20 protein-coding genes are annotated in these 19,446 nt (G+C 69.6%); 15 read left to right on the top strand and 5 right to left on the bottom strand.

Annotated elements, in window-relative coordinates:
- Positions 1 to 42 precede the first annotated feature (42 nt).
- The 10 genes from OIE74_RS16075 (at position 43) to OIE74_RS16030 (ending at position 8,318) form a co-directional block, all read left to right on the top strand.
- The gene (locus OIE74_RS16075) at positions 43 to 1,035 is read left to right on the top strand and encodes a Rossmann-like and DUF2520 domain-containing protein (RefSeq protein WP_329383639.1); all 993 of its coding nucleotides are present in this window, start codon (positions 43 to 45) and stop codon (positions 1,033 to 1,035) included.
- Positions 1,032 to 2,084 (top strand): pantoate--beta-alanine ligase, encoded by a 1,053-nt coding sequence (gene panC, locus OIE74_RS16070; RefSeq protein ID WP_329383637.1) that lies wholly within the window; start codon positions 1,032 to 1,034, stop codon positions 2,082 to 2,084. The genes OIE74_RS16075 and panC overlap by 4 nt, the downstream gene beginning before the upstream one ends.
- On the top strand, positions 2,081 to 3,871 hold the full coding sequence (locus tag OIE74_RS16065) for an L-aspartate oxidase (protein ID WP_329383635.1): 1,791 nt from the start codon (positions 2,081 to 2,083) through the stop codon (positions 3,869 to 3,871). The genes panC and OIE74_RS16065 overlap by 4 nt, the downstream gene beginning before the upstream one ends.
- The gene (gene nadC / locus OIE74_RS16060) at positions 3,868 to 4,890 is read left to right on the top strand and encodes a carboxylating nicotinate-nucleotide diphosphorylase (protein ID WP_329383632.1); all 1,023 of its coding nucleotides are present in this window, start codon (positions 3,868 to 3,870) and stop codon (positions 4,888 to 4,890) included. Before OIE74_RS16065 ends, nadC begins: the two co-directional genes overlap by 4 nt.
- Positions 4,890 to 5,687 (top strand): type III pantothenate kinase, encoded by a 798-nt coding sequence (locus tag OIE74_RS16055; protein WP_329383630.1) that lies wholly within the window; start codon positions 4,890 to 4,892, stop codon positions 5,685 to 5,687. Before nadC ends, OIE74_RS16055 begins: the two co-directional genes overlap by 1 nt.
- 162 nt (positions 5,688 to 5,849) lie before the next feature.
- Complete coding sequence (locus OIE74_RS16050) at positions 5,850 to 6,476, top strand: hypothetical protein (protein WP_329392321.1); 627 nt, start codon at positions 5,850 to 5,852, stop codon at positions 6,474 to 6,476.
- A gap of 13 nt (positions 6,477 to 6,489) precedes the next feature.
- Positions 6,490 to 6,669, top strand: a complete 180-nt coding sequence (locus OIE74_RS16045) for a hypothetical protein (protein WP_189108794.1) — start codon at positions 6,490 to 6,492, stop codon at positions 6,667 to 6,669.
- Positions 6,670 to 6,773: 104 nt separating this feature from the next.
- Positions 6,774 to 7,295, top strand: a complete 522-nt coding sequence (locus OIE74_RS16040) for a BlaI/MecI/CopY family transcriptional regulator (protein ID WP_329383625.1) — start codon at positions 6,774 to 6,776, stop codon at positions 7,293 to 7,295.
- A 9-nt stretch (positions 7,296 to 7,304) separates the two neighbouring features.
- Positions 7,305 to 7,838, top strand: a complete 534-nt coding sequence (locus OIE74_RS16035; protein ID WP_329383622.1) for an amino-acid N-acetyltransferase — start codon at positions 7,305 to 7,307, stop codon at positions 7,836 to 7,838.
- Positions 7,839 to 7,982: 144 nt separating this feature from the next.
- Entirely contained in the window at positions 7,983 to 8,318 is a 336-nt protein-coding gene (locus OIE74_RS16030; RefSeq protein WP_023539576.1) for a histone-like nucleoid-structuring protein Lsr2, read from the top strand.
- On the opposite strand, the gene OIE74_RS16025 is transcribed toward OIE74_RS16030, so the two are convergent.
- Positions 8,297 to 8,926, bottom strand: coding sequence for an SCO3374 family protein (locus tag OIE74_RS16025; RefSeq protein WP_329383619.1), 630 nt, complete (start codon positions 8,924 to 8,926; stop codon positions 8,297 to 8,299). The genes OIE74_RS16030 and OIE74_RS16025 overlap by 22 nt on opposite strands.
- Before the next feature lie 452 nt (positions 8,927 to 9,378).
- Here OIE74_RS16025 and OIE74_RS16020 point away from each other — a divergent pair, with 452 nt between their 5' ends.
- The gene (locus OIE74_RS16020; protein ID WP_329383617.1) at positions 9,379 to 11,904 is read left to right on the top strand and encodes an ATP-dependent Clp protease ATP-binding subunit; all 2,526 of its coding nucleotides are present in this window, start codon (positions 9,379 to 9,381) and stop codon (positions 11,902 to 11,904) included.
- A 484-nt stretch (positions 11,905 to 12,388) separates the two neighbouring features.
- Positions 12,389 to 13,054 carry a M23 family metallopeptidase gene (locus OIE74_RS16015; RefSeq protein WP_329383615.1) on the top strand — a complete coding sequence of 222 codons (666 nt, stop codon included), beginning with the start codon at positions 12,389 to 12,391 and terminating at the stop codon, positions 13,052 to 13,054.
- Here OIE74_RS16015 and OIE74_RS16010 read toward each other — a convergent pair.
- Complete coding sequence (locus OIE74_RS16010; protein ID WP_329383612.1) at positions 13,044 to 13,625, bottom strand: TetR/AcrR family transcriptional regulator; 582 nt, start codon at positions 13,623 to 13,625, stop codon at positions 13,044 to 13,046. The two genes, OIE74_RS16015 and OIE74_RS16010, sit on opposite strands and share 11 nt — an antisense overlap.
- Before the next feature lie 145 nt (positions 13,626 to 13,770).
- Between OIE74_RS16010 and OIE74_RS16005 the strand changes: the two genes are divergently transcribed.
- The 3 genes from OIE74_RS16005 (at position 13,771) to OIE74_RS15995 (ending at position 16,668) form a co-directional block, all read left to right on the top strand.
- On the top strand, positions 13,771 to 15,357 hold the full coding sequence (locus OIE74_RS16005; protein WP_329383610.1) for an MDR family MFS transporter: 1,587 nt from the start codon (positions 13,771 to 13,773) through the stop codon (positions 15,355 to 15,357).
- Between the two features lie 362 nt (positions 15,358 to 15,719).
- Positions 15,720 to 16,142, top strand: coding sequence for a helix-turn-helix transcriptional regulator (locus OIE74_RS16000; RefSeq protein ID WP_329392320.1), 423 nt, complete (start codon positions 15,720 to 15,722; stop codon positions 16,140 to 16,142).
- 82 nt (positions 16,143 to 16,224) lie between these two features.
- The gene (locus tag OIE74_RS15995; RefSeq protein WP_329383607.1) at positions 16,225 to 16,668 is read left to right on the top strand and encodes a VOC family protein; all 444 of its coding nucleotides are present in this window, start codon (positions 16,225 to 16,227) and stop codon (positions 16,666 to 16,668) included.
- Positions 16,669 to 16,729: 61 nt separating this feature from the next.
- On the opposite strand, the gene cseC is transcribed toward OIE74_RS15995, so the two are convergent.
- From cseC to OIE74_RS15980, 3 genes are read right to left on the bottom strand one after another with little or no spacing between them, the layout of a single operon-like run.
- Positions 16,730 to 18,043: a two-component system sensor histidine kinase CseC gene (gene cseC, locus OIE74_RS15990; protein WP_329383604.1), complete on the bottom strand. Its 1,314-nt coding sequence runs from the start codon at positions 18,041 to 18,043 to the stop codon at positions 16,730 to 16,732.
- Positions 18,040 to 18,744, bottom strand: a complete 705-nt coding sequence (gene cseB, locus OIE74_RS15985; protein WP_329383602.1) for a two-component system response regulator CseB — start codon at positions 18,742 to 18,744, stop codon at positions 18,040 to 18,042. The genes cseC and cseB overlap by 4 nt, the downstream gene beginning before the upstream one ends.
- 19 nt (positions 18,745 to 18,763) lie before the next feature.
- On the bottom strand, positions 18,764 to 19,429 hold the full coding sequence (locus OIE74_RS15980; protein WP_443076354.1) for a hypothetical protein: 666 nt from the start codon (positions 19,427 to 19,429) through the stop codon (positions 18,764 to 18,766).
- Between the last annotated feature and the right edge of the window lie 17 nt (positions 19,430 to 19,446).

Below are 19,446 nucleotides of genomic sequence, written 5' to 3'. Positions count from 1 at the left end.
CCCTGTGGACAGTCGGGGAATGCCGCGAAACGCTGGCGTAGCATGGCGAGAAATCGTCCGGTACCCGTCGCGGACTGGAACGGAAGGCCCCGCCGCGTGAACTCATCAGCAGTCCCCCTCGATCCTCGTGACCCGAGGGACAGGCCCGCCCGGCTCACGGTCGGAGTCGTCGGTTCCGGGCGCGTCGGGCCGGCGCTGGCCGCCGCTCTCCGGCTCGCCGGACACCGCCCGGTCGCCGCGTCGGGCGTCTCCGACGCCTCCGTACGGAGGGCGGCCGTCCTGCTGCCCGAGGTGCCCCTCGTGACGCCCGCCGAAGTGCTCGCCCGCGCGGAGCTGGTGCTGCTGACCGTCCCGGACGACGCCCTTCCCGGTCTGGTCGAAGGGCTGGCCGAGACCGGAGCCGTCCGTCCGGGACAGCTGCTGGTCCACACGTCGGGGAGGTACGGCACGAAGGTGCTCCTGCCCGCGCTGCACGCGGGCGCGCTGCCGCTCGCGCTCCACCCCGCGATGACGTTCACGGGCACCTCCGTGGACGTCCAGCGGCTCGCGGGCTGCTCCTTCGGAGTCACCGCCCCCGACGAACTGCGGCTGGCCGCCGAGGCGTTGGTCATCGAGATGGGCGGCGAGCCCGAGTGGGTCGAGGAGGACGCCCGCCCGCTCTACCACGCGGCCCTGGCCCTCGGCGCGAACCACCTGGTCACCCTCGTCGCACAGGCGATGGAGCTGCTGGGCAAGGCGGGCGTCGAGGCGCCGGACAGGATGCTCGGCCCGCTCCTCGGCGCCGCCCTCGACAATGCCCTGCGCTCCGGCGACGCGGCGCTCACCGGCCCTGTGGCACGCGGCGACGCGGGCACGGTCGCCGCGCATGTCGCCGAGCTGCGCGAGCACGCGCCCGCCGCCGTGCCCGGCTATCTGGCGATGGCCCGTACGACGGCCGACCGGGCCCTCGCCCACGGTCTGCTCAAGCCGGAGCTGGCCGAGGACCTGCTGGACGTCCTCGCCGACGGCGACCGCCGGCCGGGGAGCGAACGATGAGCCTCGAACTGGCCTCCACGCGCGCGGAGCTGGACGCTCTGCTCGCCCGGCACGGCACCGCGCGGGCAGCCGCACCGGAGGCAGCCCCCTCCGCCCGTACCGCCGTCGTCATGACCATGGGCGCCCTCCACGACGGCCACGCCGCACTCGTACGCGCCGCCCGCCGGCACATCGGCCCGGCCGGCTTCGTCGTCGTCACCCTCTTCGTCAACCCGCTCCAGTTCGGCGCCAACGAGGACCTGGACCGCTATCCCCGGACTCTCGAATCGGACCTGAAGACGGCCGAGGCGGCAGGCGCCGACGCCGTGTTCGCGCCGTCCGTCGACGAGGTCTACCCGGGCGGCACACCCCAGGTGCGCATCTCCGCCGGACCCATGGGGGAGCGCCTCGAAGGCGCCGTACGGCCCGGACACTTCGACGGCATGCTCACCGTCGTCGCGAAGCTGCTGCATCTCACCCGCCCCGACGTCGCCTTCTACGGACAGAAGGACGCCCAGCAGCTCGCGCTGATCCGGCGGATGGCCCGCGACCTGAACTTCCCGGTCGAGATCGTCGGCGTGCCGACGGTCCGTGAGGACGACGGGCTCGCGCTATCCAGCCGTAACCGTTACCTCTCCGCCGCCGAGCGCCGGACCGCCCTCGCGCTCTCCCGCGCGCTCTTCGCCGCGAGCGACCGCCTCGGTGCCCAGCACGCGCTGCGCGCCCGCGCGGACTCGGCGCCCACGTCCACGGCCCGCGCGGCTGCCCTCTCCGCGCTCGGCGAGGCCCGCGCCGCAGCCGACAGCCACGCCGTGGCCCACGCGGCGTCCCGTACGCCGAAGACGGCATGTGGCGCGCACGCCGTACGGTCGGCGGCCCGCGTCGTCCTCGACCAGGCGGTCAGGGACAGCGCGTCCTTCACGCTCGACTACCTCGCCCTCGTGGACCCCGCGGACTTCACCGAGGTCCCGGACGACCACACCGGCGACGCGATCCTCGCCGTGGCCGCGCGGGTCGGCGCGACGCGGCTGATCGACAACATCCCCCTGACGTTCGGAGCTTCCCAGTGACCGCCGAGTCCGCACGGGAGCCGAGGCCCGCCCGCCCGGCCGGCATCCAGCTCACCGCGCCCGTGCCCGGCTGGGCCCTCGACGCCGACGTGGTCGTGGTCGGCTCGGGCGTCGCCGGGCTCACCACGGCCCTGCGCTGTACGTCTGCCGGGCTCAGGACGGTCGTCGTGACCAAGGCGCGCCTCGACGACGGCTCCACCCGCTGGGCGCAGGGCGGCATCGCGGCGGCACTCGGTGAGGGCGACACCCCTGAGCAGCACCTGAGCGACACGCTCGTGGCGGGCGCCGGTCTCTGCGACGAGGAGGCCGTACGCACCCTGGTCACCGAAGGGCCCGACGCCGTCCGCCGGCTGATCGGGACGGGCGCGCGCTTCGACACGTCGGCGGCCGGTGATCTCCAGCTGACCCGGGAGGGCGGCCACCACCGCCGCCGTATCGCGCACGCGGGCGGCGACGCGACCGGTGCGGAGATCTCCCGCGCCCTGGTGGACGCGGTACGCGAAGCCTCCCTGCGTACCGTCGAGAACGCGCTGGTCCTCGACCTCCTTACGGATGAGCACGGCAACACCTCAGGTGTCACCCTCCATGTGATGGGCGAGGGCCAGCACGACGGTGTCGGCGCCGTCCGCGCCCCCGCCGTCGTCCTGGCCACCGGCGGCATGGGCCAGGTCTTCTCGGCGACCACGAACCCCGCCGTCTCCACCGGCGACGGCGTGGCACTCGCGCTGCGCGCCGGGGCGGAGGTCTCCGACCTCGAATTCGTACAGTTCCACCCGACGGTGCTCTTCCTCGGCGCCGGATCGGAGGGCCAGCAGCCGCTGGTGTCCGAGGCGGTACGGGGCGAGGGCGCCCATCTCGTGGACGCCGACGGCGTCCGCTTCATGCTCGACCAGCACGAACTGGCAGAGCTGGCGCCCCGCGACATCGTCGCCAAGGCCATCATGCGCCGCATGCGCGAGCAGGGCGCCGACCACATGTATCTGGACGCCAGGCACTTCGGCGCGGAGATGTGGGCGACCCGTTTCCCCACGATCCTCGCCGCCTGCCGGTCGCACGGCATCGACCCGGTCACCGAGCCGGTCCCGGTCGCGCCCGCCGCGCACTACGCGTCCGGCGGCGTCCGCACGGACCTGCGCGGCCGTACGACCGTGCCGGGCCTCTACGCCTGCGGCGAGGTGGCCTGCACGGGTGTCCACGGCGCCAACCGGCTGGCGTCCAACTCGCTCCTCGAAGGCCTGGTGTTCGCCGAGCGCATCGCGGCGGACATCGCCGCGGTCGCGGCGGCCCCCCGCCCCGCGACGCCCGCCGCCCAGCCCGCCACCGGCACCAGCACCGCCATCGCCGATTCCACCGCCCTCCTCCCGCTCATCGCCCCCGAGGCACGCCTCACGATCCAGCGGATCATGTCCGAGGGCGCGAGCGTCCTCAGGTCCGCGACGAGCCTGGGTGTGGCCGCCGAGGCCCTGGAGGCCGTCTACCAGGACGCCCTGCGCCCGGCCGACCCGGCGGACCCCGGAAAGCCCGCCCAGCCGGGCGTCGAGTCGTGGGAGACCTCCAACCTCCTCTGCGTCGCCCGCGTCCTCGTGGCCGCCGCCCTGGAGCGCGAGGAGACCCGCGGCTGCCACTGGCGCGAGGACTTCCCCGAGCGGGACGAAACCGACTGGCACCGCCATCTCGTCGTACGCCTCGGCACGGGCCGCGCCTTGGAGCTGAGCCGGACCGACACCCCCGCGTTTCCCGCCGTACACCCCGTAGATCTCTCCGTCCCCAGGGAGCCGTCACCGTGAGCACGCCCGAAGACAGTCCGCGCCCCGAGGCCGTGGACGTACCGCTCATCCAGATCGGCGCCCCGGCGTCCGCCGCGGGGGGCTGCGGCGACGGCTGCGGCTGTTCGGACGGTGAGGACTCCCCGGAGTGCGGTCTCGATCCCGCGCTCGCCGAGCTGCTGGCCGAGGCCGGACTCGACCCCGTCCAGGTCGAGGACATCGCCCACGTCGCCATCGGTGAGGACCTCGACCACGGCCTGGACGTGACGAGCGTGGCGACCGTCCCCGCCGACGCCGTCGCCACCGGCGACTTCACGGCCCGCAAGAGCGGCACGGTCGCCGGACTGCGCGTCGCCGAGGCCGTCCTGTCCATCGTCTGTACGGAGGACTTCGAGGTCGAGCGGCACGTCGAGGACGGCGCCCGCGTCGAAGCCGGCGACAAGCTCCTCAGCGTCACCACCCGCACCCGCGACCTGCTCACGGGGGAGCGCAGCGCGCTCAACCTCTTGTGCAGGCTCTCCGGCATCGCGACCGCCACGCGCGCGTGGGCCGACGCCCTCGAAGGCACCGGCGCGAAGGTGCGCGACACCCGTAAGACGACGCCGGGCCTGCGCGCCCTGGAGAAGTACGCCGTGCGCTGCGGCGGCGGTGTCAACCACCGGATGTCGCTCTCCGACGCGGCGCTCGTCAAGGACAACCACGTGGTCGCGGCCGGCGGGGTCGCCGCGGCCTTCAAGGCCGTACGGGACCGGTTCCCCGACCTGGCGATCGAGGTCGAGACCGACACACTGGAGCAGGTCCGCGAGGTCCTCGACGCGGGGGCCGATCTGATCCTGCTGGACAACTTCACCCCGGCCCAGACCGCGGAGGCCGTCGCGCTCGTCGCCGGCCGGGCACTGCTGGAATCGTCCGGCACGCTCTCCCTGGAGAACGCCCGCGCGTACGCCGAGACCGGCGTCGACTATCTCGCCGTCGGCGCCCTCACGCACTCGGCCCCGATCCTCGACATCGGCCTCGACCTGCGTGAGGCGGCGCTCTGATGCTGCTCACCATCGACGTCGGCAACACCCATACCGTGCTCGGTCTGTTCGACGGCGAGGAGATCGTCGAGCACTGGCGGGTGTCCACCGACTCGCGCCGTACGGCCGACGAACTGGCCGTCCTCCTTCAGGGACTGATGGGGATGCACCCGCTCCTCGGCGAGGAGCTGGGCGACGGCATCGAGGGCATCGCGATCTGCTCCACCGTGCCCTCCGTCCTGCACGAGCTGCGCGAGGTGACCCGCCGCTACTACGGAGACGTCCCCGCCGTCCTGGTCGAGCCCGGCATCAAGACCGGCGTGCCGATCCTGGTGGACAACCCGAAGGAGGTCGGCGCCGACCGGATCATCAACTCGGTCGCCGCCGTCGAGCTCTACGGCGGTCCCGCGATCGTCGTGGACTTCGGCACGGCCACGACGTTCGACGCGGTCAGCGCGCGCGGGGAGTACACGGGCGGGGTCATCGCGCCCGGTATCGAGATCTCCGTGGAGGCGCTCGGCATAAGGGGCGCGCAGCTGCGCAAGATCGAGCTGGCGAGGCCGCGCAGCGTCATCGGCAAGAACACGGTCGAGGCGATGCAGTCGGGCATCGTGTACGGGTTCGCCGGCCAGGTCGACGGGGTCGTGACCCGGATGGCGCGCGAGCTGGCCGAGGACCCGGGCGAGGTCACCGTGATCGCGACGGGCGGTCTGGCGCCGATCATCCTCGGCGAGGCGACGGTGATCGACGAGCACGAGCCGTGGCTGACGCTGATCGGCCTGCGACTGGTGTACGAGCGCAACGTCTCGCGCATGTAGCTCAGGGCGGGTTCGTCCTCGACCGCCGGGCGGCCCGCGAACAGCCCGTCCGGCGGCCTGACCCCGGGATCCCGGCGCGCCGCAGCTGTCGCGTTTAGGCGATTTTGTGCGATTCGTGAGTATCGTCGCCGCATGCCCACGCCCTACGGATCCCGCGGCGGCATGGCGTTCGGCGCAGACGAATTGCGTGTGCTCCGAGGCGCCCTCGCCGTCGCCCTCCACCCCGCTCCCCTTCCCGACGAGGACGTCCGGGCGTGCCTGCGGCTCGCCGAGTCCGTGGACGAGGCGGTCCGCGAGGCGGGCCGGCTGCGCGCCTTCCTCCTCGCCGATCTCGCCCGCTACCGCGCCGCGCTTCCCGGCTCGGCCGCCGGCTATCTGGAGCTCCTCCAGGACGCCCTGGCCGCCGGGTACGACCCACGCCCGGAGGACCTCATGGCTCTGCGCACCCTGCGCGCCGCACCCGTCGCCGCCGCGCTGCTCGACCGCTGTCAGCGGGCCGCCGAGAACTCCGTACGGGCCCGCCTCGCCGGCCGCTCTCCCGCCGCCCCCGCGCCCCGTACCCGGCTGCTCGCGCTCCAGGGAGGCCGCGGTGCGGCCGACGACCCGCAGCGGCCCAGGGAGGAGCCCGGCAAGGCCCCCGGAAAGGGGCCGGGCAAACAGCCCGCGCCACCGCGCCGCCCGGCCGCCCCCGGGCGCCCGTCCACCGAGCGTCCGATGCCCAAGCCGTCAGAGGTCTTCCCGCCACGCCGTAAGCCCACGCCCCCACCGGAGCGGCGGGCCGCCGGATAGCTACTCTGTGGCCATGGACTACGTATCCGCTCTCCTGCCCCCCGTGGTGATGGCCGCCTTCTTCATCGGCCTGGTCGTGACGATCGTCAAGAGCCAGGGCGGCGACAACAAGGCGAAGGAGGACGCGGCCGTGGACGCGGCGATCGCCCGCGCGGAGGCCGTTGAGCAGCAGGGCAGGCCGTCCGGCGCCTGACGGCGGCACGGCCGTGGATCAGGACGTACGACTTCCGTGAGGTCGTACGTCCTTTTGTAACGTCAATAACCGGCCATTCGGACATCTCGCACTATGGTGACGATGTGCCCCGCCAATTGGGAGACCTGGAAGACGCCGTCATGAGCCGCGTCTGGGAATGGAACCGTCCCGTCACCGTCCGGGAAGTCCTGGAAGACCTTCAGCGGGAACGGTCCATCGCCTACACGACCGTCATGACCGTAATGGACAATCTCCATCAGAAGGGCTGGGTACGCAGGGAAGTCGACGGCCGTGCCTATAGATATATGGCGGTGTCCACCCGCGCCGCCTACGCGGCCGCGCTGATGAACGAAGCCTGGTCGAAGAGTGACAACCCGGCGGCCGCTCTTGTCGCCTTCTTCGGGATGATGTCGCCGGCGCAGCGCGAAGCCCTGGAGGACGCGGTCCGTATGGTCAGCGGCGACCGGCCGGAAGCCACGGACGAAGGCGCGTCCGGAGCGGCGACGGAAGGCCCGCGTGAAGCCTCGCGGGAAGGGAACCCCCAAGTGCCGGGCGAAGTACCGCCCGAAGTGCCTACCGAAGTCCCCGCCGAGGGCGCCGACCGAGAGCATCCCGCCGGGCGATAGCGTCCAGTCATGTCCTCCGAGCTTCCGAAAGTCGATGTAAATGCCATCACCGTCCGGCGGGCCAGGACGAGCGATGTGTCCGCGGTCCGCCGTCTCCTCGACCCGTACGTGAGCGACGGCATCCTGCTCGACAAAGCGACGGTGACTCTTTACGAGGACATCCAGGAGTTCTGGGTCGCCGAACGCGACGACGACGCGACGGTCGTCGGATGCGGCGCACTCCATGTCATGTGGGAAGACCTCGCCGAAGTGCGCACACTCGCGGTGGATCCCCGCTTCCGGGGTGCCGGCATCGGGCGGCATGTGCTCGACAAGTTGTTGCGGACGGCCCGGTGGCTCGGGGTGCGGCGCGTATTCTGTCTGACCTTCGAAGTGGACTTCTTCATCAAGCACGGCTTCGTGGAGATCGGTGAGACTCCTGTCGACGGAGATGTCTACAGCGAGCTGCTGCGTTCCTATGACGAGGGTGTCGCCGAGTTCCTGGGTCTCGAACGGGTGAAGCCGAACACCTTGGGTAACAGCCGGATGCTTCTGCACCTGTGAGCGGCTGAAGAACCCGGAACCCTATGTCCGAATCGCGCACGTTTCCCGTGTTCTTGTGCTACTGAACCTCTGCCGGGGGTTTGTGTTTTCCTGAGAAAAGCGGTTTCCTTTCGGCGTACTGCATTTTCGATGAAAGGAAAACCGGTGGCACAGAAGGTTCAGGTCCTTCTTGTTGACGACCTCGACGGTGGCGAGGCGGACGAGACCGTCACGTTCGCGCTGGACGGCAAGACCTACGAGATCGACCTCACGAACGCGAATGCGGACAAGCTTCGTGGGCTGCTCGACCCGTACACCAAGAGTGGCCGTCGCACCGGTGGCCGTGCCGCCGGTGGACGTGGCAAGGGCCGCGCCGCCGCGGGGGGGAACAAGGACACCGCGGAAATTCGCAAGTGGGCCAAGGAGAACGGCTACAGCGTCAACGATCGCGGTCGCGTTCCGGCCGAGATCCGCGAAGCCTACGAGAAGGCCAACGGCTGAGATTTCGTACCCGTCGATTCTCCACGAAGCAATCGGGCCCGGTGGCACTCCGTCGCCGCCGTGTCCACGAGTCGAACGAGATCGGGGACACCCCCACCCCTGTCCCCGAGTCCGGCACTGCCTCCGGGTCCGTGTCCGAAATGAGTGAGAGCCGGCAGCGTCGGCTCCACCTCGCGTCCAGGCTCGGGGGGCCGCAGCCACACGGCGGCCCCCTGCTCCGCCCCCGGACCCAGTGGCCCCGGTGCCCCACCGGGCGGCTCCGGAGCGGTCATCCGGCCGTCGGCGCCGATCGCGGTCAGATCGAGGGCGATACCGCCCCATTCCAGCCAGTCGAGCAGCCCCGGCAGTTCGTCCGCGCCGCCCGCGGCCACCAGCAGCCGCATCCGGCCCCCGGCGAGCGCCACCGGCCCGGTCCCGGCCGCGTCGATACGCCGCAGCACCGCGGCGCCCGCGTCGGCGGGCAGCTCCAGAACGTCGAAACGCAGCCCGGTCAGCAGAGCGACGGGCGGCCCGGCCACCGTGGCCCAGCCCAGCTTCCGCTCGTACCAGAGGGAGCCGCCGTCTTCGGCCGGCAGCGGCGCGCGGGGGGACGGAACGGGGAGAGCCATATTCGGACCAACTCCCCGCCCTGGCATTGAGTTACGCAGAGTCGAAGCACGCTCGCTCTGCGTGTGCGTCGCGGGGGCGTGCGGAAGCATTCAGGAGTGCAAGGGTGTTCGCCCGTAGCGGAGCGAACGGGGGTGCGCCGCATGGAGTGTCAGTGCTTACGGGTAAGACATTCCTAGTGGGGAGGGGCGACACGCGGTCCCGGACGTCTCACGTTCGCCATCGGCGTACCGATAGCGGGGGTATCTGTCTGGCCTGCGGGAACATCGTCTCGCACCATCAGGTTGGAGCAGGTGTCGGCTGTTCGTGAGGAAAGTTCGCCGCCGACGGCGGGGTGATCACGGCGGATGTCGGCAGTTGGAATGAGCGGTCCCCGCTTGCGGGACTAAGCTGCGGAAGGACAGGGAGGGGACCGACCCCTTTACTGCCTGACCGCTCTGAGGAGCGATTAACGATGTTCGAGAGGTTCACCGACCGCGCGCGGCGGGTTGTCGTCCTGGCTCAGGAAGAAGCCCGGATGCTCAACCACAACTACATCGGCACCGAGCACATCCTCCTGGGCCTTATCCACGAGGGTGAGGGTGTCGCCGCTAAGGCCCTGGAGAGCCTCGGGATTTCGCTCGAGGCGGTCCGCCAGCAGGTGGAGGAGATCATCGGGCAGGGGCAGCAGGCTCCGTCCGGCCACATCCCCTTCACGCCCCGTGCCAAGAAGGTCCTGGAGCTGTCGCTCCGCGAGGCCCTTCAGCTCGGCCACAACTACATCGGCACCGAGCACATCCTGCTCGGCCTGATCCGCGAGGGCGAGGGCGTCGCCGCCCAGGTCCTCGTGAAGCTGGGCGCCGATCTGAACCGGGTGCGGCAGCAGGTCATCCAGCTGCTCTCCGGCTACCAGGGCAAGGAAGCCGCCACCGCCGGCGGCCCGGCCGAGGGCACGCCCTCGACCTCCCTCGTCCTGGACCAGTTCGGCAGGAATCTCACCCAGGCAGCTCGTGAGTCCAAGCTCGACCCGGTCATCGGGCGCGAGAAGGAGATCGAGCGGGTCATGCAGGTGCTTTCCCGCCGTACGAAGAACAACCCGGTCCTCATTGGCGAGCCCGGCGTCGGCAAGACGGCTGTCGTCGAGGGACTGGCCCAGGCCATCGTCAAGGGCGAGGTGCCCGAGACCCTCAAGGACAAGCACCTCTACACCCTGGACCTCGGCGCCCTGGTCGCGGGCTCCCGCTACCGAGGTGACTTCGAGGAGCGCCTGAAGAAGGTCCTCAAGGAGATCCGCACCCGCGGCGACATCATCCTGTTCATCGACGAGCTCCACACCCTGGTGGGTGCGGGCGCCGCCGAGGGCGCGATCGACGCGGCTTCGATCCTGAAGCCCATGCTCGCCCGTGGGGAGCTCCAGACCATCGGCGCGACGACCCTCGACGAGTACCGCAAGCACCTGGAGAAGGACGCCGCGCTGGAGCGCCGCTTCCAGCCGATCCAGGTGGCCGAGCCGTCGCTGCCCCACACCATCGAGATCCTCAAGGGTCTGCGGGACCGTTACGAGGCGCACCACCGCGTGTCCATCACGGACTCCGCGCTCGTGGCCGCCGCGACGCTCGCCGACCGGTACATCTCGGACCGCTTCCTGCCGGACAAGGCGATCGACCTGATCGACGAGGCCGGTTCACGGATGCGTATCCGCCGGATGACCGCTCCGCCGGACCTCCGCGAGTTCGACGAGAAGATCGCGAACGTCCGCCGCGACAAGGAGTCGGCCATCGACTCCCAGGACTTCGAGAAGGCAGCTTCGCTCCGCGACAAGGAGAAGCAGCTGCTGGCCGCGAAGACCAAGCGGGAGAAGGAGTGGAAGGCCGGCGACATGGACGTCGTCGCCGAGGTGGACGAGGAGCTGATCGCCGAGGTCCTGGCGACCGCCACGGGCATCCCGGTCTTCAAGCTCACCGAGGAGGAGTCCTCGCGGCTGCTCCGTATGGAGGACGAGCTCCACAAGCGCGTCATCGGCCAGAAGGACGCCATCAAGGCGCTCTCCCAGGCGATCCGGCGTACGCGGGCGGGTCTGAAGGACCCCAAGCGGCCCGGTGGCTCGTTCATCTTCGCCGGCCCCTCCGGAGTCGGTAAGACGGAGCTCTCCAAGACGCTCGCCGAATTCCTCTTCGGCGACGAGGACGCGCTGATCTCCCTCGACATGTCGGAGTTCAGCGAGAAGCACACGGTTTCGCGGCTCTTCGGTTCTCCCCCCGGATACGTGGGGTACGAAGAGGGCGGCCAGCTCACCGAGAAGGTGCGCCGGAAGCCGTTCTCCGTCGTCCTCTTCGACGAGGTCGAGAAGGCCCACCCCGATATCTTCAATTCCCTTCTGCAGATCCTGGAGGACGGTCGGCTGACCGACTCCCAGGGCCGGGTCGTGGACTTCAAGAACACGGTCATCATCATGACGACCAACCTCGGGACCAGGGACATCTCCAAGGGGTTCAACCTGGGCTTCGCGGCCCAGGGCGACACGAAGTCCAACTACGAGCGGATGAAGAACAAGGTCAACGAAGAGCTGAAGCAGCACTTCCGGCCCGAGTTCCTCAACCGTGTGGACGACACCGTCGTCTTCCACCAGCTCACCGAGGACGACATCATCCAGATCGTCGACCTCATGGTGCACAAGGTGGACGAGCGCCTGAAGGACCGGGACATGGGCCTTGAGCTCAGCCCGAGCGCCAAGGCGCTGCTCGCCAAGAAGGGTTACGACCCCGTTCTGGGCGCCCGGCCGCTGCGCCGGACGATCCAGCGCGAGATCGAGGACATCCTCTCCGAGAAGATCCTCTTCGGTGAGCTGCGCCCCGGTCACATCGTGGTCGTGGACACCGAGGGCGAGGGCGAGGAGAAGAAGTTCAGCTTCCGCGGCGAGGAGAAGTCGGCGCTGCCCGACGTCCCGCCGATCGAGCAGGCGGCCGGCGGCGCCGGTCCGAACCTGACGAAGGAAGCGTGAGCCCGAGTTGAACCAACGCTGAGGCGAGACTGAGCCCAGCCCGAGGGGTGGCCCGGGACCGTAACTGGTCCCGGGCCACCCCTCTGTCGTGCCCCCGTGTGGCGGCCTCCGTCGTGACAAGCCGCACACCCGTTTCCGGGCCTACGACCAGGAATAGTGGTGAAGCGGGCGATTCCGGCGGGACCTTCGGAAAGGTCCGTCTCGGGACCTTGGTCCTGAGGCCCCGGAACGGGGATCCGTCTCGGCGGAGTACGGGGTGTACCCCCTTCTGACGTGCGGCTAAACAGTATCGAATTCGGACATTTCGGATCGCACGGAGAGGGTGCCTCGGGTCGTCAAGGGGTCGAGTTGCCGGTGTGGCGGCTACGACGACATGTCGTAGATGGGTGGTTTGGGGTGTGATGGGCGGTCGGGTTACCAAGGGATGGCAAGCCAGCCCCCGGTGCTCTGAGCGCCGGGTCCATTGATGCCCGGAGGTTTCTCAATGTCGCAGCGCACCACGCCCCGCCAGTCCACGCTCCGTACCCGTGCCGCCATCCTGGCCGCCGGACTCGGAGTGACGACGGCGCTCGGAGCGGGGGTCGCGTTCGCCGCGAACAGCAGCGGCGACGACGGTGCCACCCGCACGTCGGCCGCGACGGCCGTCGACAAGCAGTCCAGCCACGCCGAGAAGAAGAACGTCTCCAAGGCCGCCGAGAAGGCGAAGGAGAAGCCCAAGAAGTCGCCCACCTGGGGCAAGCCCGTCTCCAAGTACGAGCTGAGCGCCTCGTACGGCATCGGTGGCGGCAGGTGGGCCAACAAGCACTCCGGTCAGGACTTCGCCGTCCCGATCGGCACGAACGTGAAGGCCGCGCACGACGGCGTCGTCGTCAAGGCCGGACCCAACGGTGCCGGTGACGGTCCCGCGTACGGCAACGCGATAGTCGTCAAGCACGGCACGAAGAACGCGAAGTACTCGCAGTACGCCCACCTGTCCAAGGTGAAGGTGCACGTCGGCCAGAAGGTCGACAAGGGCGAGAGCATCGCGCTCTCCGGCAACACCGGCAATTCGAGCGGCCCGCACCTGCACTTCGAGATCCGTACGACCCCGAACTACGGCAGTGCGGTCAACCCGCTGACCTTCCTGCGCTCGGCCGACGTCACTGTGTGACGCCGCCGTGTGCCTGCACCAGCAGATCGATGGCGACCTCAAGGATGGCTGCACGCTTCTCCTCGGGGTCGCCTTCGACGTCCCTGAGGGCGAGCATGCCGGCGTGCATGGTGAAGATCGCGGTGAAGCAGCGCACGTGGTCGGACATCGAGGCGTCGGGCTGCTTCAGCAGTTCCATCAGCCGCAGCATGCGGCTCTTGAAGGTCTCTCCCACGCTCAGGTCGCGCATCGTCGCCTGGTTCTCCTGAATGAAGCGGAACAGGGGCGCGGCGGCGCCGAGCGCGTCGCTGTAGCGCCGTAGGATCTCCTTCTTCACGTCCAGGGTCGCGGGCTGTGTCTCACCCCAGGTGATCAGGTCGTCGATCGGCCGGGCCAGATCCTCGAAGAGGCTGACCACGATGTCTTCCTTGGTCTTGAAGTGGTAGTAGAGCGCGGCCTTGGTCACATCCAGATGCTCGGCGATCTCACGCAGCGAGGTCTTCTCGTAGCCCTGCTCGGCGAAGAGTCCCAGCGCTACGTCCTGGATGCGCTGACGGGTGTCGCCCCGACGCGGCTGCGCTGTGCTGCCCATGAATGCTCTCCCGAAAATTACTTACTTGACGACCGGCAAGTGACAGGTCTACTTTCCCCAGTGTACTTAGCTTGCCGGTCGGCAAGTAAGTGGTGAGGCGCATCCAGAAGCACGGAACAGACCAGGAATCAGGGGAGTGGGGGCCATGTCGCTCGACGCGGTGGGGTCGGAACAGAAGAAGGCTGAGCCACAGCCGCGCAGCGTGAGAGTGGTACTGCTCGCGCTCATGATCGCGATGCTGCTCGCCATGCTGGACAACATGATCGTCGGCACCGCGATGCCGACGATCGTCGGCGAGCTGGGCGGTCTGGAGCACCTGTCCTGGGTGGTCACCGCCTACACCCTCGCCACCGCGGCCTCGACCCCGATCTGGGGGAAGGTCGGCGACATGTACGGGCGGAAGAACATCTTCCTGCTCTCCATCGTCATCTTCCTCATCGGGTCCGCGCTCAGCGGCATGGCCCAGGACATGGGCCAGCTCATCGGCTTCCGCGCGATCCAGGGCCTGGGCGCCGGCGGACTCATGGTCGGCGTCATGGCGATCATCGGTGACCTCATCCCGCCCCGTGAGCGCGGCAAGTACCAGGGCATGATGGCCGGCGTGATGGCCCTCGCCATGATCGGCGGACCGCTGGTGGGCGGCACCATCACCGACCACCTCGGCTGGCGCTGGAGCTTCTACATCAACCTGCCGCTCGGCGCCGTCGCCCTCGCGATGATCGTGACCGTGCTGCACCTGCCCGCGGTGAAGCGGACGAAGCAGAAGGTCGACTATCTCGGCGCCGCCCTGCTGACGGTCGGCATCACCTCGATCGTGCTGGTCACCACCTGGGGCGGTACGGAGTACGCCTGGAGTTCCGCGGTGATCATGGAGCTGATCGCCATCGGCGTGGTCACCCTCGGCTCGTTCGTCTACGTGCAGACCAAGGCGCCCGAGCCGATCATGCCGCTGCACATCTTCCGTAACCGCAACTTCAGCCTGATGCAGGTGATCGGCTTCCTGACCGGCTTCGTGATGTTCGGAGCCGTCCTCTTCCTGCCGCTCTACCAGCAGTCCGTGCAGGGCGCATCGGCGACCAACTCCGGGCTGCTCCTGCTGCCGATGCTGCTGTCGATGATGGTCGTCTCGCTGTTCGCGGGCCGGATCACCACCAGCACCGGCAAGTACAAGATCTTCCCGATCGCGGGCGGCGCCCTGATGGTCGCCGGGCTCTTCCTGCTCGCGCAGATGGACACCGAGACCTCGCGGCTCACCTCCGGCATCTACATGGCCGTCCTCGGCGCCGGTATGGGCTTCCTGATGCAGATCACGATGCTGGTGGCGCAGAACAGCGCCGAGCCGGAGGACATGGGCGTCGCCTCGTCCTCGACCACCCTCTTCCGTACGCTCGGCAGCTCCTTCGGCGTCGCGATCATGGGCGCGCTGTTCACCAGCAAGGTGCAGGAGGAGATGGCGGCGCGCGGTGGTGACGCGGTGACGCAGCAGTCCGCGCAGCTCGACGCGGCGAGCCTGGCCAAGCTGCCGGACGCGGCGCGTGAGGCGTACCAGATCGCGGTGTCGTCCGGTACGCATGTGGCCTTCCTGCTGGCCGGTTCGGTCGCGGTGATCGGCTTCCTCGCGGCGTTCTTCGTCAAGGAGGTCCCGCTGCGGGGCGCGGGCCCCCAGAAGGCGGGCGAGCCCGGCGAGGGCGCGGCGGCGTCAGAGGGGGGCAAGGTCCCGCAGTCCGCTTAGGGCGTGTTTGAGAAGTCCCGTCTGGCCCACGACGCCTGGCACGCGCGCTCGCTGCGTTGTCGGAGTCATCCAAGTACGTCCGGTCCATCTACGGGGCTGATCCTCCGCCTTGCGATCGCACGCACCAGACGCCGTGGGCCCCGCCCGATGGGCGGACGACGCTACTTCTAAAACACGCCCTAGGCCAGGCCCCCGCCCCTGAGGCCGGTCCGCTCATAGGACCGCACGGGCACGCTGTGGACGGCGGGGGGCCGTTGTCAGCGGGGCGTGCCAGCATCGAAGACGTGGACAGCGAAAAAGCAGGTCAGCCGCCGCAGGTGCCCCTCACGCACCTGCGGCAGCTGCGTACGGCCAAGGACGCCATGGACCGCGACTGGGCGGAGCCGCTCGATCTCGACGCGGTCGCCGCCCACGCCGGGTATTCGCGGTATCACTTCGTGCGTGCTTTCAAGGCGGTGTACGGGCAGACGCCCGGCCGCTATCTCTCCCGCAGGCGCATAGAGCGCGCGGAGGAACTGCTGCGCTCGGCGAATCTCACCGTCACCGAGATCTGCGTCCTCGTGGGCTTCAGCAGTCTCGGCACCTTCTCCAAGCGCTTCAAGGAGCAGACCGGCAGCAGCCCCAGCGCGTATCGCGCGAAGCACGCGGGGCGCGGGGCCGCGCTCATACCGGGGTGTTACGCGCTGCTCTGGGCCGGTGGCTTCCCGCCCAGGGACGCCGGTGCGGCCAGGACGCCCGCGCCGGACAGGCCCGGTGAGGACAGCAATTCTGGAGAAGCCCGCTGATGGTCCCGGTGCCTACGGTGGATACAGAAGCACCGGGTCGGTGGGCGGCCCGTCTACGGCACATCTCTCCGAGGAGCGCGTCATGATCAAGGGTCTTGCCATCTCCACCGTCTGGGTGCTCGACCAGGACCGGGCCAAGGAGTTCTACGTCGACAAGCTCGGCCTCGAGGTCCGTACGGACATGACCTTGGGGGAGGGAGGGATGCGCTGGCTGACGGTCGGGGCCAAGGACCAGCCGGACGTGGTGCTGACCCTGATGCTCCCGGGCGGGCACGCGATGGACGAGGAGTCCGCCGCCGCGCTCAAGACGCTCATCGGCAAGGGCATGCTCGGCGCGGGCGTGCTGGCCACGGACGATGTCCACGGGGACTACGAGAAGCTGAAAGCGCGGGGCGTGGAATTCCTCCAGGAGCCACAGGAGCGTCCCTACGGCACCGAGGCGATATTCCGGGACGACTCGGGGAACTGGTTCTCGTTCACCCAGGCCAAGGAGGGTGACCTCGACCTGGAGAAGGAATGGGCGTAGCCCTCGGAGGCAAGGGGCGCCGACCGGCGTGCGAGCGGGCCGTGCCTTTCCGGGCCGTCACTCACTCCGGGAGTTTGATCATCGGGAAGCTGCCGGTCGTCGTCGGGGCGTGCTCGGGGAGCCAGAGGACCGCGATCGCGCCGCCCGTCTCGTCCGGGGCCGGCGTCAGACTCTCCGGCGCCGCGTTCCGGAAGGTCAGCCGAGCCCCGAGGACGCGTGCCTGACCGGCGGCGATGGTCAGACCGAGACCGTGGCCATGGCCCGCGCGGTCGCTCGCGCCCGTACGGAAGCGGCTCGGCCCCTCGCGCAGCAGCGCGTCGGGGAAGCCGGGGCCGTGGTCGCGTACGCGCACCACGCGGCCCTCGACGGTCACTTCGACCGGGGTGCCGCCGTGCTTGGCCGCGTTGGCCAGGAGATTGCCGAGAATGCGCTCCAACCGGCGTGGATCGGTGTTCACCCAGGACTCGTGCATGACGTGGATCCGCACATCGGGATCGAGCAGGGCCACCCGCCTGCTGACGAACTCGCCGAGTGCCACCTCCTGGAGTTCGGCGCGCTCCGAGGCGCTGTCGAGCCTGGCGACTTCGAGCACGTCCTCGACCAGCGTCCGCATGGCCTGCGCGCGGTCCCTGACCAGCTCCGTCGGGCGGCCGGGGGGCAGCAGCTCGGCTGCCGTGAGTAGGCCTGTCACCGGCGTGCGGAGTTCGTGCGCGATGTCGGCGGTGACCCGGCGCTCGGCCTCGATGCGTTCGTGCAGCGCGTCGGTCAGGGCGTCGACCGCGCGGGCCAGCTCGTCGGTCTCGTCCCGTACGACTCCGCCGACCGCCTCCCGTACCCGCACGTCCGTATTGCCCTGGGCGACCTTGCTCGCGGCGTCCGCCGCCTTGCGCAGCCGGCGCGAGAGTTGGCCGCCGATCAGCACCCCCAGCGCACAGCCGCCCACGACCACACAGACCGAACCGATCAGCAGGGCCCGGTCGAGATCCTTCATGATCGTCACGGAGCGGTCGGCGAACTTGCTGTGCAGGGAGAGCACACCGTTCTCCAGCGGTATCGCCGCCCAGACGTCCGGCGTCCCGTCCGCCGAGTCATGGACATAGGTGGCCCTCCTGCCCTGCTGCGCCTTCTCCCGCAGGTCGTCGGGGAGCGCGGGGTCGTTCAGCTTCGTACCGAACTTCAGCTCATGGCTCGATTCGTACATACGCTGCGCGAAGAGCAGCCGCTCCAGCTGTACCTCACGCGCGTTGTCGAGCATCGAGACCTGCGCCGCGTTGTGCACAACAAGGCTCAGCGCCATCGCGGTGAGCGCGCCGACCGCCGCGATCGCGATGCTGATCTTCCACCGGACTCCGGTGCGCAGGGCGAGCCGCTTCATGCCTTGAGTTTGTAGCCGAAGCCGCGGACCGTCTCGATCCTGTCCTGTCCGATTTTCGTACGCAGCCGCTGCACATGGACGTCCACCACCCGTGTGTCACCGCCCCAGCCGTAGTCCCAGACGCGTTCGAGCAGCTTGTCACGGGACAGGACGGTGCCCGGCGCGGCCGAGAACTCGATCAGCAGCCGCATCTCCGTCGGTGTCAGCGCGACGGGCTCGCCCCCTTTGCGCACCTCCATGCCCTCCGTGTCGATCTCCAGATCGCCGAAGGACCGGGCGCCGCCCTCGTCCGGCTGCTCCTGCCCGCCGTGCTCCCCGGCGGGTCCGCCCGCGTGCCCGAAGCGGCGCAGCACGGCACGGATACGGGCGACCAGCACCGCGCCGTCGAAGGGCTTGGTCACGTAGTCGTCGGCCCCCGCCTCCAGGCCCAGCACCACGTCGATCGAGTCGGCGCGCGCCGACAGCATGATCACCGGCACCGTCGACTCGTCCCTGATCCGGCGGCACAGACTCACCCCGTCCAGGCCGGGCACCATCACATCGAGCAGCGCGATGTCCGGCCGGTCGGCCCGGAAGGCCTCCAGCCCCGAGAGGCCGTCCGGCATGGCCGTCACCACGAAGCCGTCGCGCTCCAGCGCGAGTTGGGTGGCCTCGCGGATGACGTCGTCGTCCTCGACGAAAAGGACATGGGTCTCCACCATCCGACAGCTCTCAGCTCTCTCAGTCGTCGTTGTCGCTGGTCGTGGGCGGCGCGGGGGCGACCGCCGGGCCGTTGCCGACCGCTCGGCTGTAGTTGTTGCGCACCCGGTAGCGCTCGGCGAACCGCGTATCGGCCCAGGTGTAGGTCACGACGTCCTCGCCGGACGGATACGAGACCGGGTCGCCCTTCGCGTACACCTGGCGGGTGAGCACCAGCTCACCACGGTCGATCGTGGCGTAGACGGCGGGTTCCTCGGCGACGAAGACGTTCTCGTAGCGCCGGTCGGACTCACGGTAGACGTACGTCCCGAGCCCCACGGCGTCGTCGCAGGTCATCACGTTGATAACCACATCGGGTGCGGTGCCGCCGGTCAGATTCCCGTACGAGGTGTCCACCGGGTACGCGTCCCTGGCGCACGGCTTGAGGTCGGCCTTGACCTGTCCGCTCACCTTGGGGTCCCGCCGCAGCAGCGCCACCGGGTCGATGTTCTGGGCGGGCAGGGCGGAGGGCTCCGAGGTCGGCGTCGCGAAGGGCTCGGCCGTGGCGACGGACGCGGCGCCCTCGTCCCTGGTGCCGGACGCGCTCGTGGAGCAGCCGATGACGAACAGGCCGAAGCCGATGAGCGCCGCCAGCGCCACACCGCCGGTGGCGGTCGTCGCTGTCAGCGTCACCGTCTTCGGGAACAGGCCCGGCGGAGACGCGT

Source organism: Streptomyces sp. NBC_01716 (assembly GCF_036248275.1).
Lineage (GTDB): Bacteria > Actinomycetota > Actinomycetes > Streptomycetales > Streptomycetaceae > Streptomyces.
This window is presented reverse-complemented; position numbering and strand designations above follow the sequence as displayed.

Bases quoted from the DNA above. Each gene is read 5' to 3' on its own strand.
- OIE74_RS16075 (WP_329383639.1), top strand. From the start codon at position 43: ATGGCGAGAAATCGTCCGGTACCCGTCGCGGACTGGAACGGAAGGCCC.
- panC (WP_329383637.1), top strand. From the start codon at position 1,032: ATGAGCCTCGAACTGGCCTCCACGCGCGCGGAGCTGGACGCTCTGCTC.
- OIE74_RS16055 (WP_329383630.1), top strand. From the start codon at position 4,890: ATGCTGCTCACCATCGACGTCGGCAACACCCATACCGTGCTCGGTCTG.
- OIE74_RS16050 (WP_329392321.1), top strand. From the start codon at position 5,850: ATGGCGTTCGGCGCAGACGAATTGCGTGTGCTCCGAGGCGCCCTCGCC.
- OIE74_RS16045 (WP_189108794.1), top strand. From the start codon at position 6,490: ATGGACTACGTATCCGCTCTCCTGCCCCCCGTGGTGATGGCCGCCTTC.
- OIE74_RS16035 (WP_329383622.1), top strand. From the start codon at position 7,305: ATGTCCTCCGAGCTTCCGAAAGTCGATGTAAATGCCATCACCGTCCGG.
- OIE74_RS16025 (WP_329383619.1), bottom strand. From the start codon at position 8,926: ATGGCTCTCCCCGTTCCGTCCCCCCGCGCGCCGCTGCCGGCCGAAGAC.
- OIE74_RS16020 (WP_329383617.1), top strand. From the start codon at position 9,379: ATGTTCGAGAGGTTCACCGACCGCGCGCGGCGGGTTGTCGTCCTGGCT.
- OIE74_RS16015 (WP_329383615.1), top strand. From the start codon at position 12,389: ATGTCGCAGCGCACCACGCCCCGCCAGTCCACGCTCCGTACCCGTGCC.
- OIE74_RS16010 (WP_329383612.1), bottom strand. From the start codon at position 13,625: ATGGGCAGCACAGCGCAGCCGCGTCGGGGCGACACCCGTCAGCGCATC.
- OIE74_RS16005 (WP_329383610.1), top strand. From the start codon at position 13,771: ATGTCGCTCGACGCGGTGGGGTCGGAACAGAAGAAGGCTGAGCCACAG.
- OIE74_RS16000 (WP_329392320.1), top strand. From the start codon at position 15,720: ATGGACCGCGACTGGGCGGAGCCGCTCGATCTCGACGCGGTCGCCGCC.
- OIE74_RS15995 (WP_329383607.1), top strand. From the start codon at position 16,225: ATGATCAAGGGTCTTGCCATCTCCACCGTCTGGGTGCTCGACCAGGAC.
- cseC (WP_329383604.1), bottom strand. From the start codon at position 18,043: ATGAAGCGGCTCGCCCTGCGCACCGGAGTCCGGTGGAAGATCAGCATC.
- cseB (WP_329383602.1), bottom strand. From the start codon at position 18,744: ATGGTGGAGACCCATGTCCTTTTCGTCGAGGACGACGACGTCATCCGC.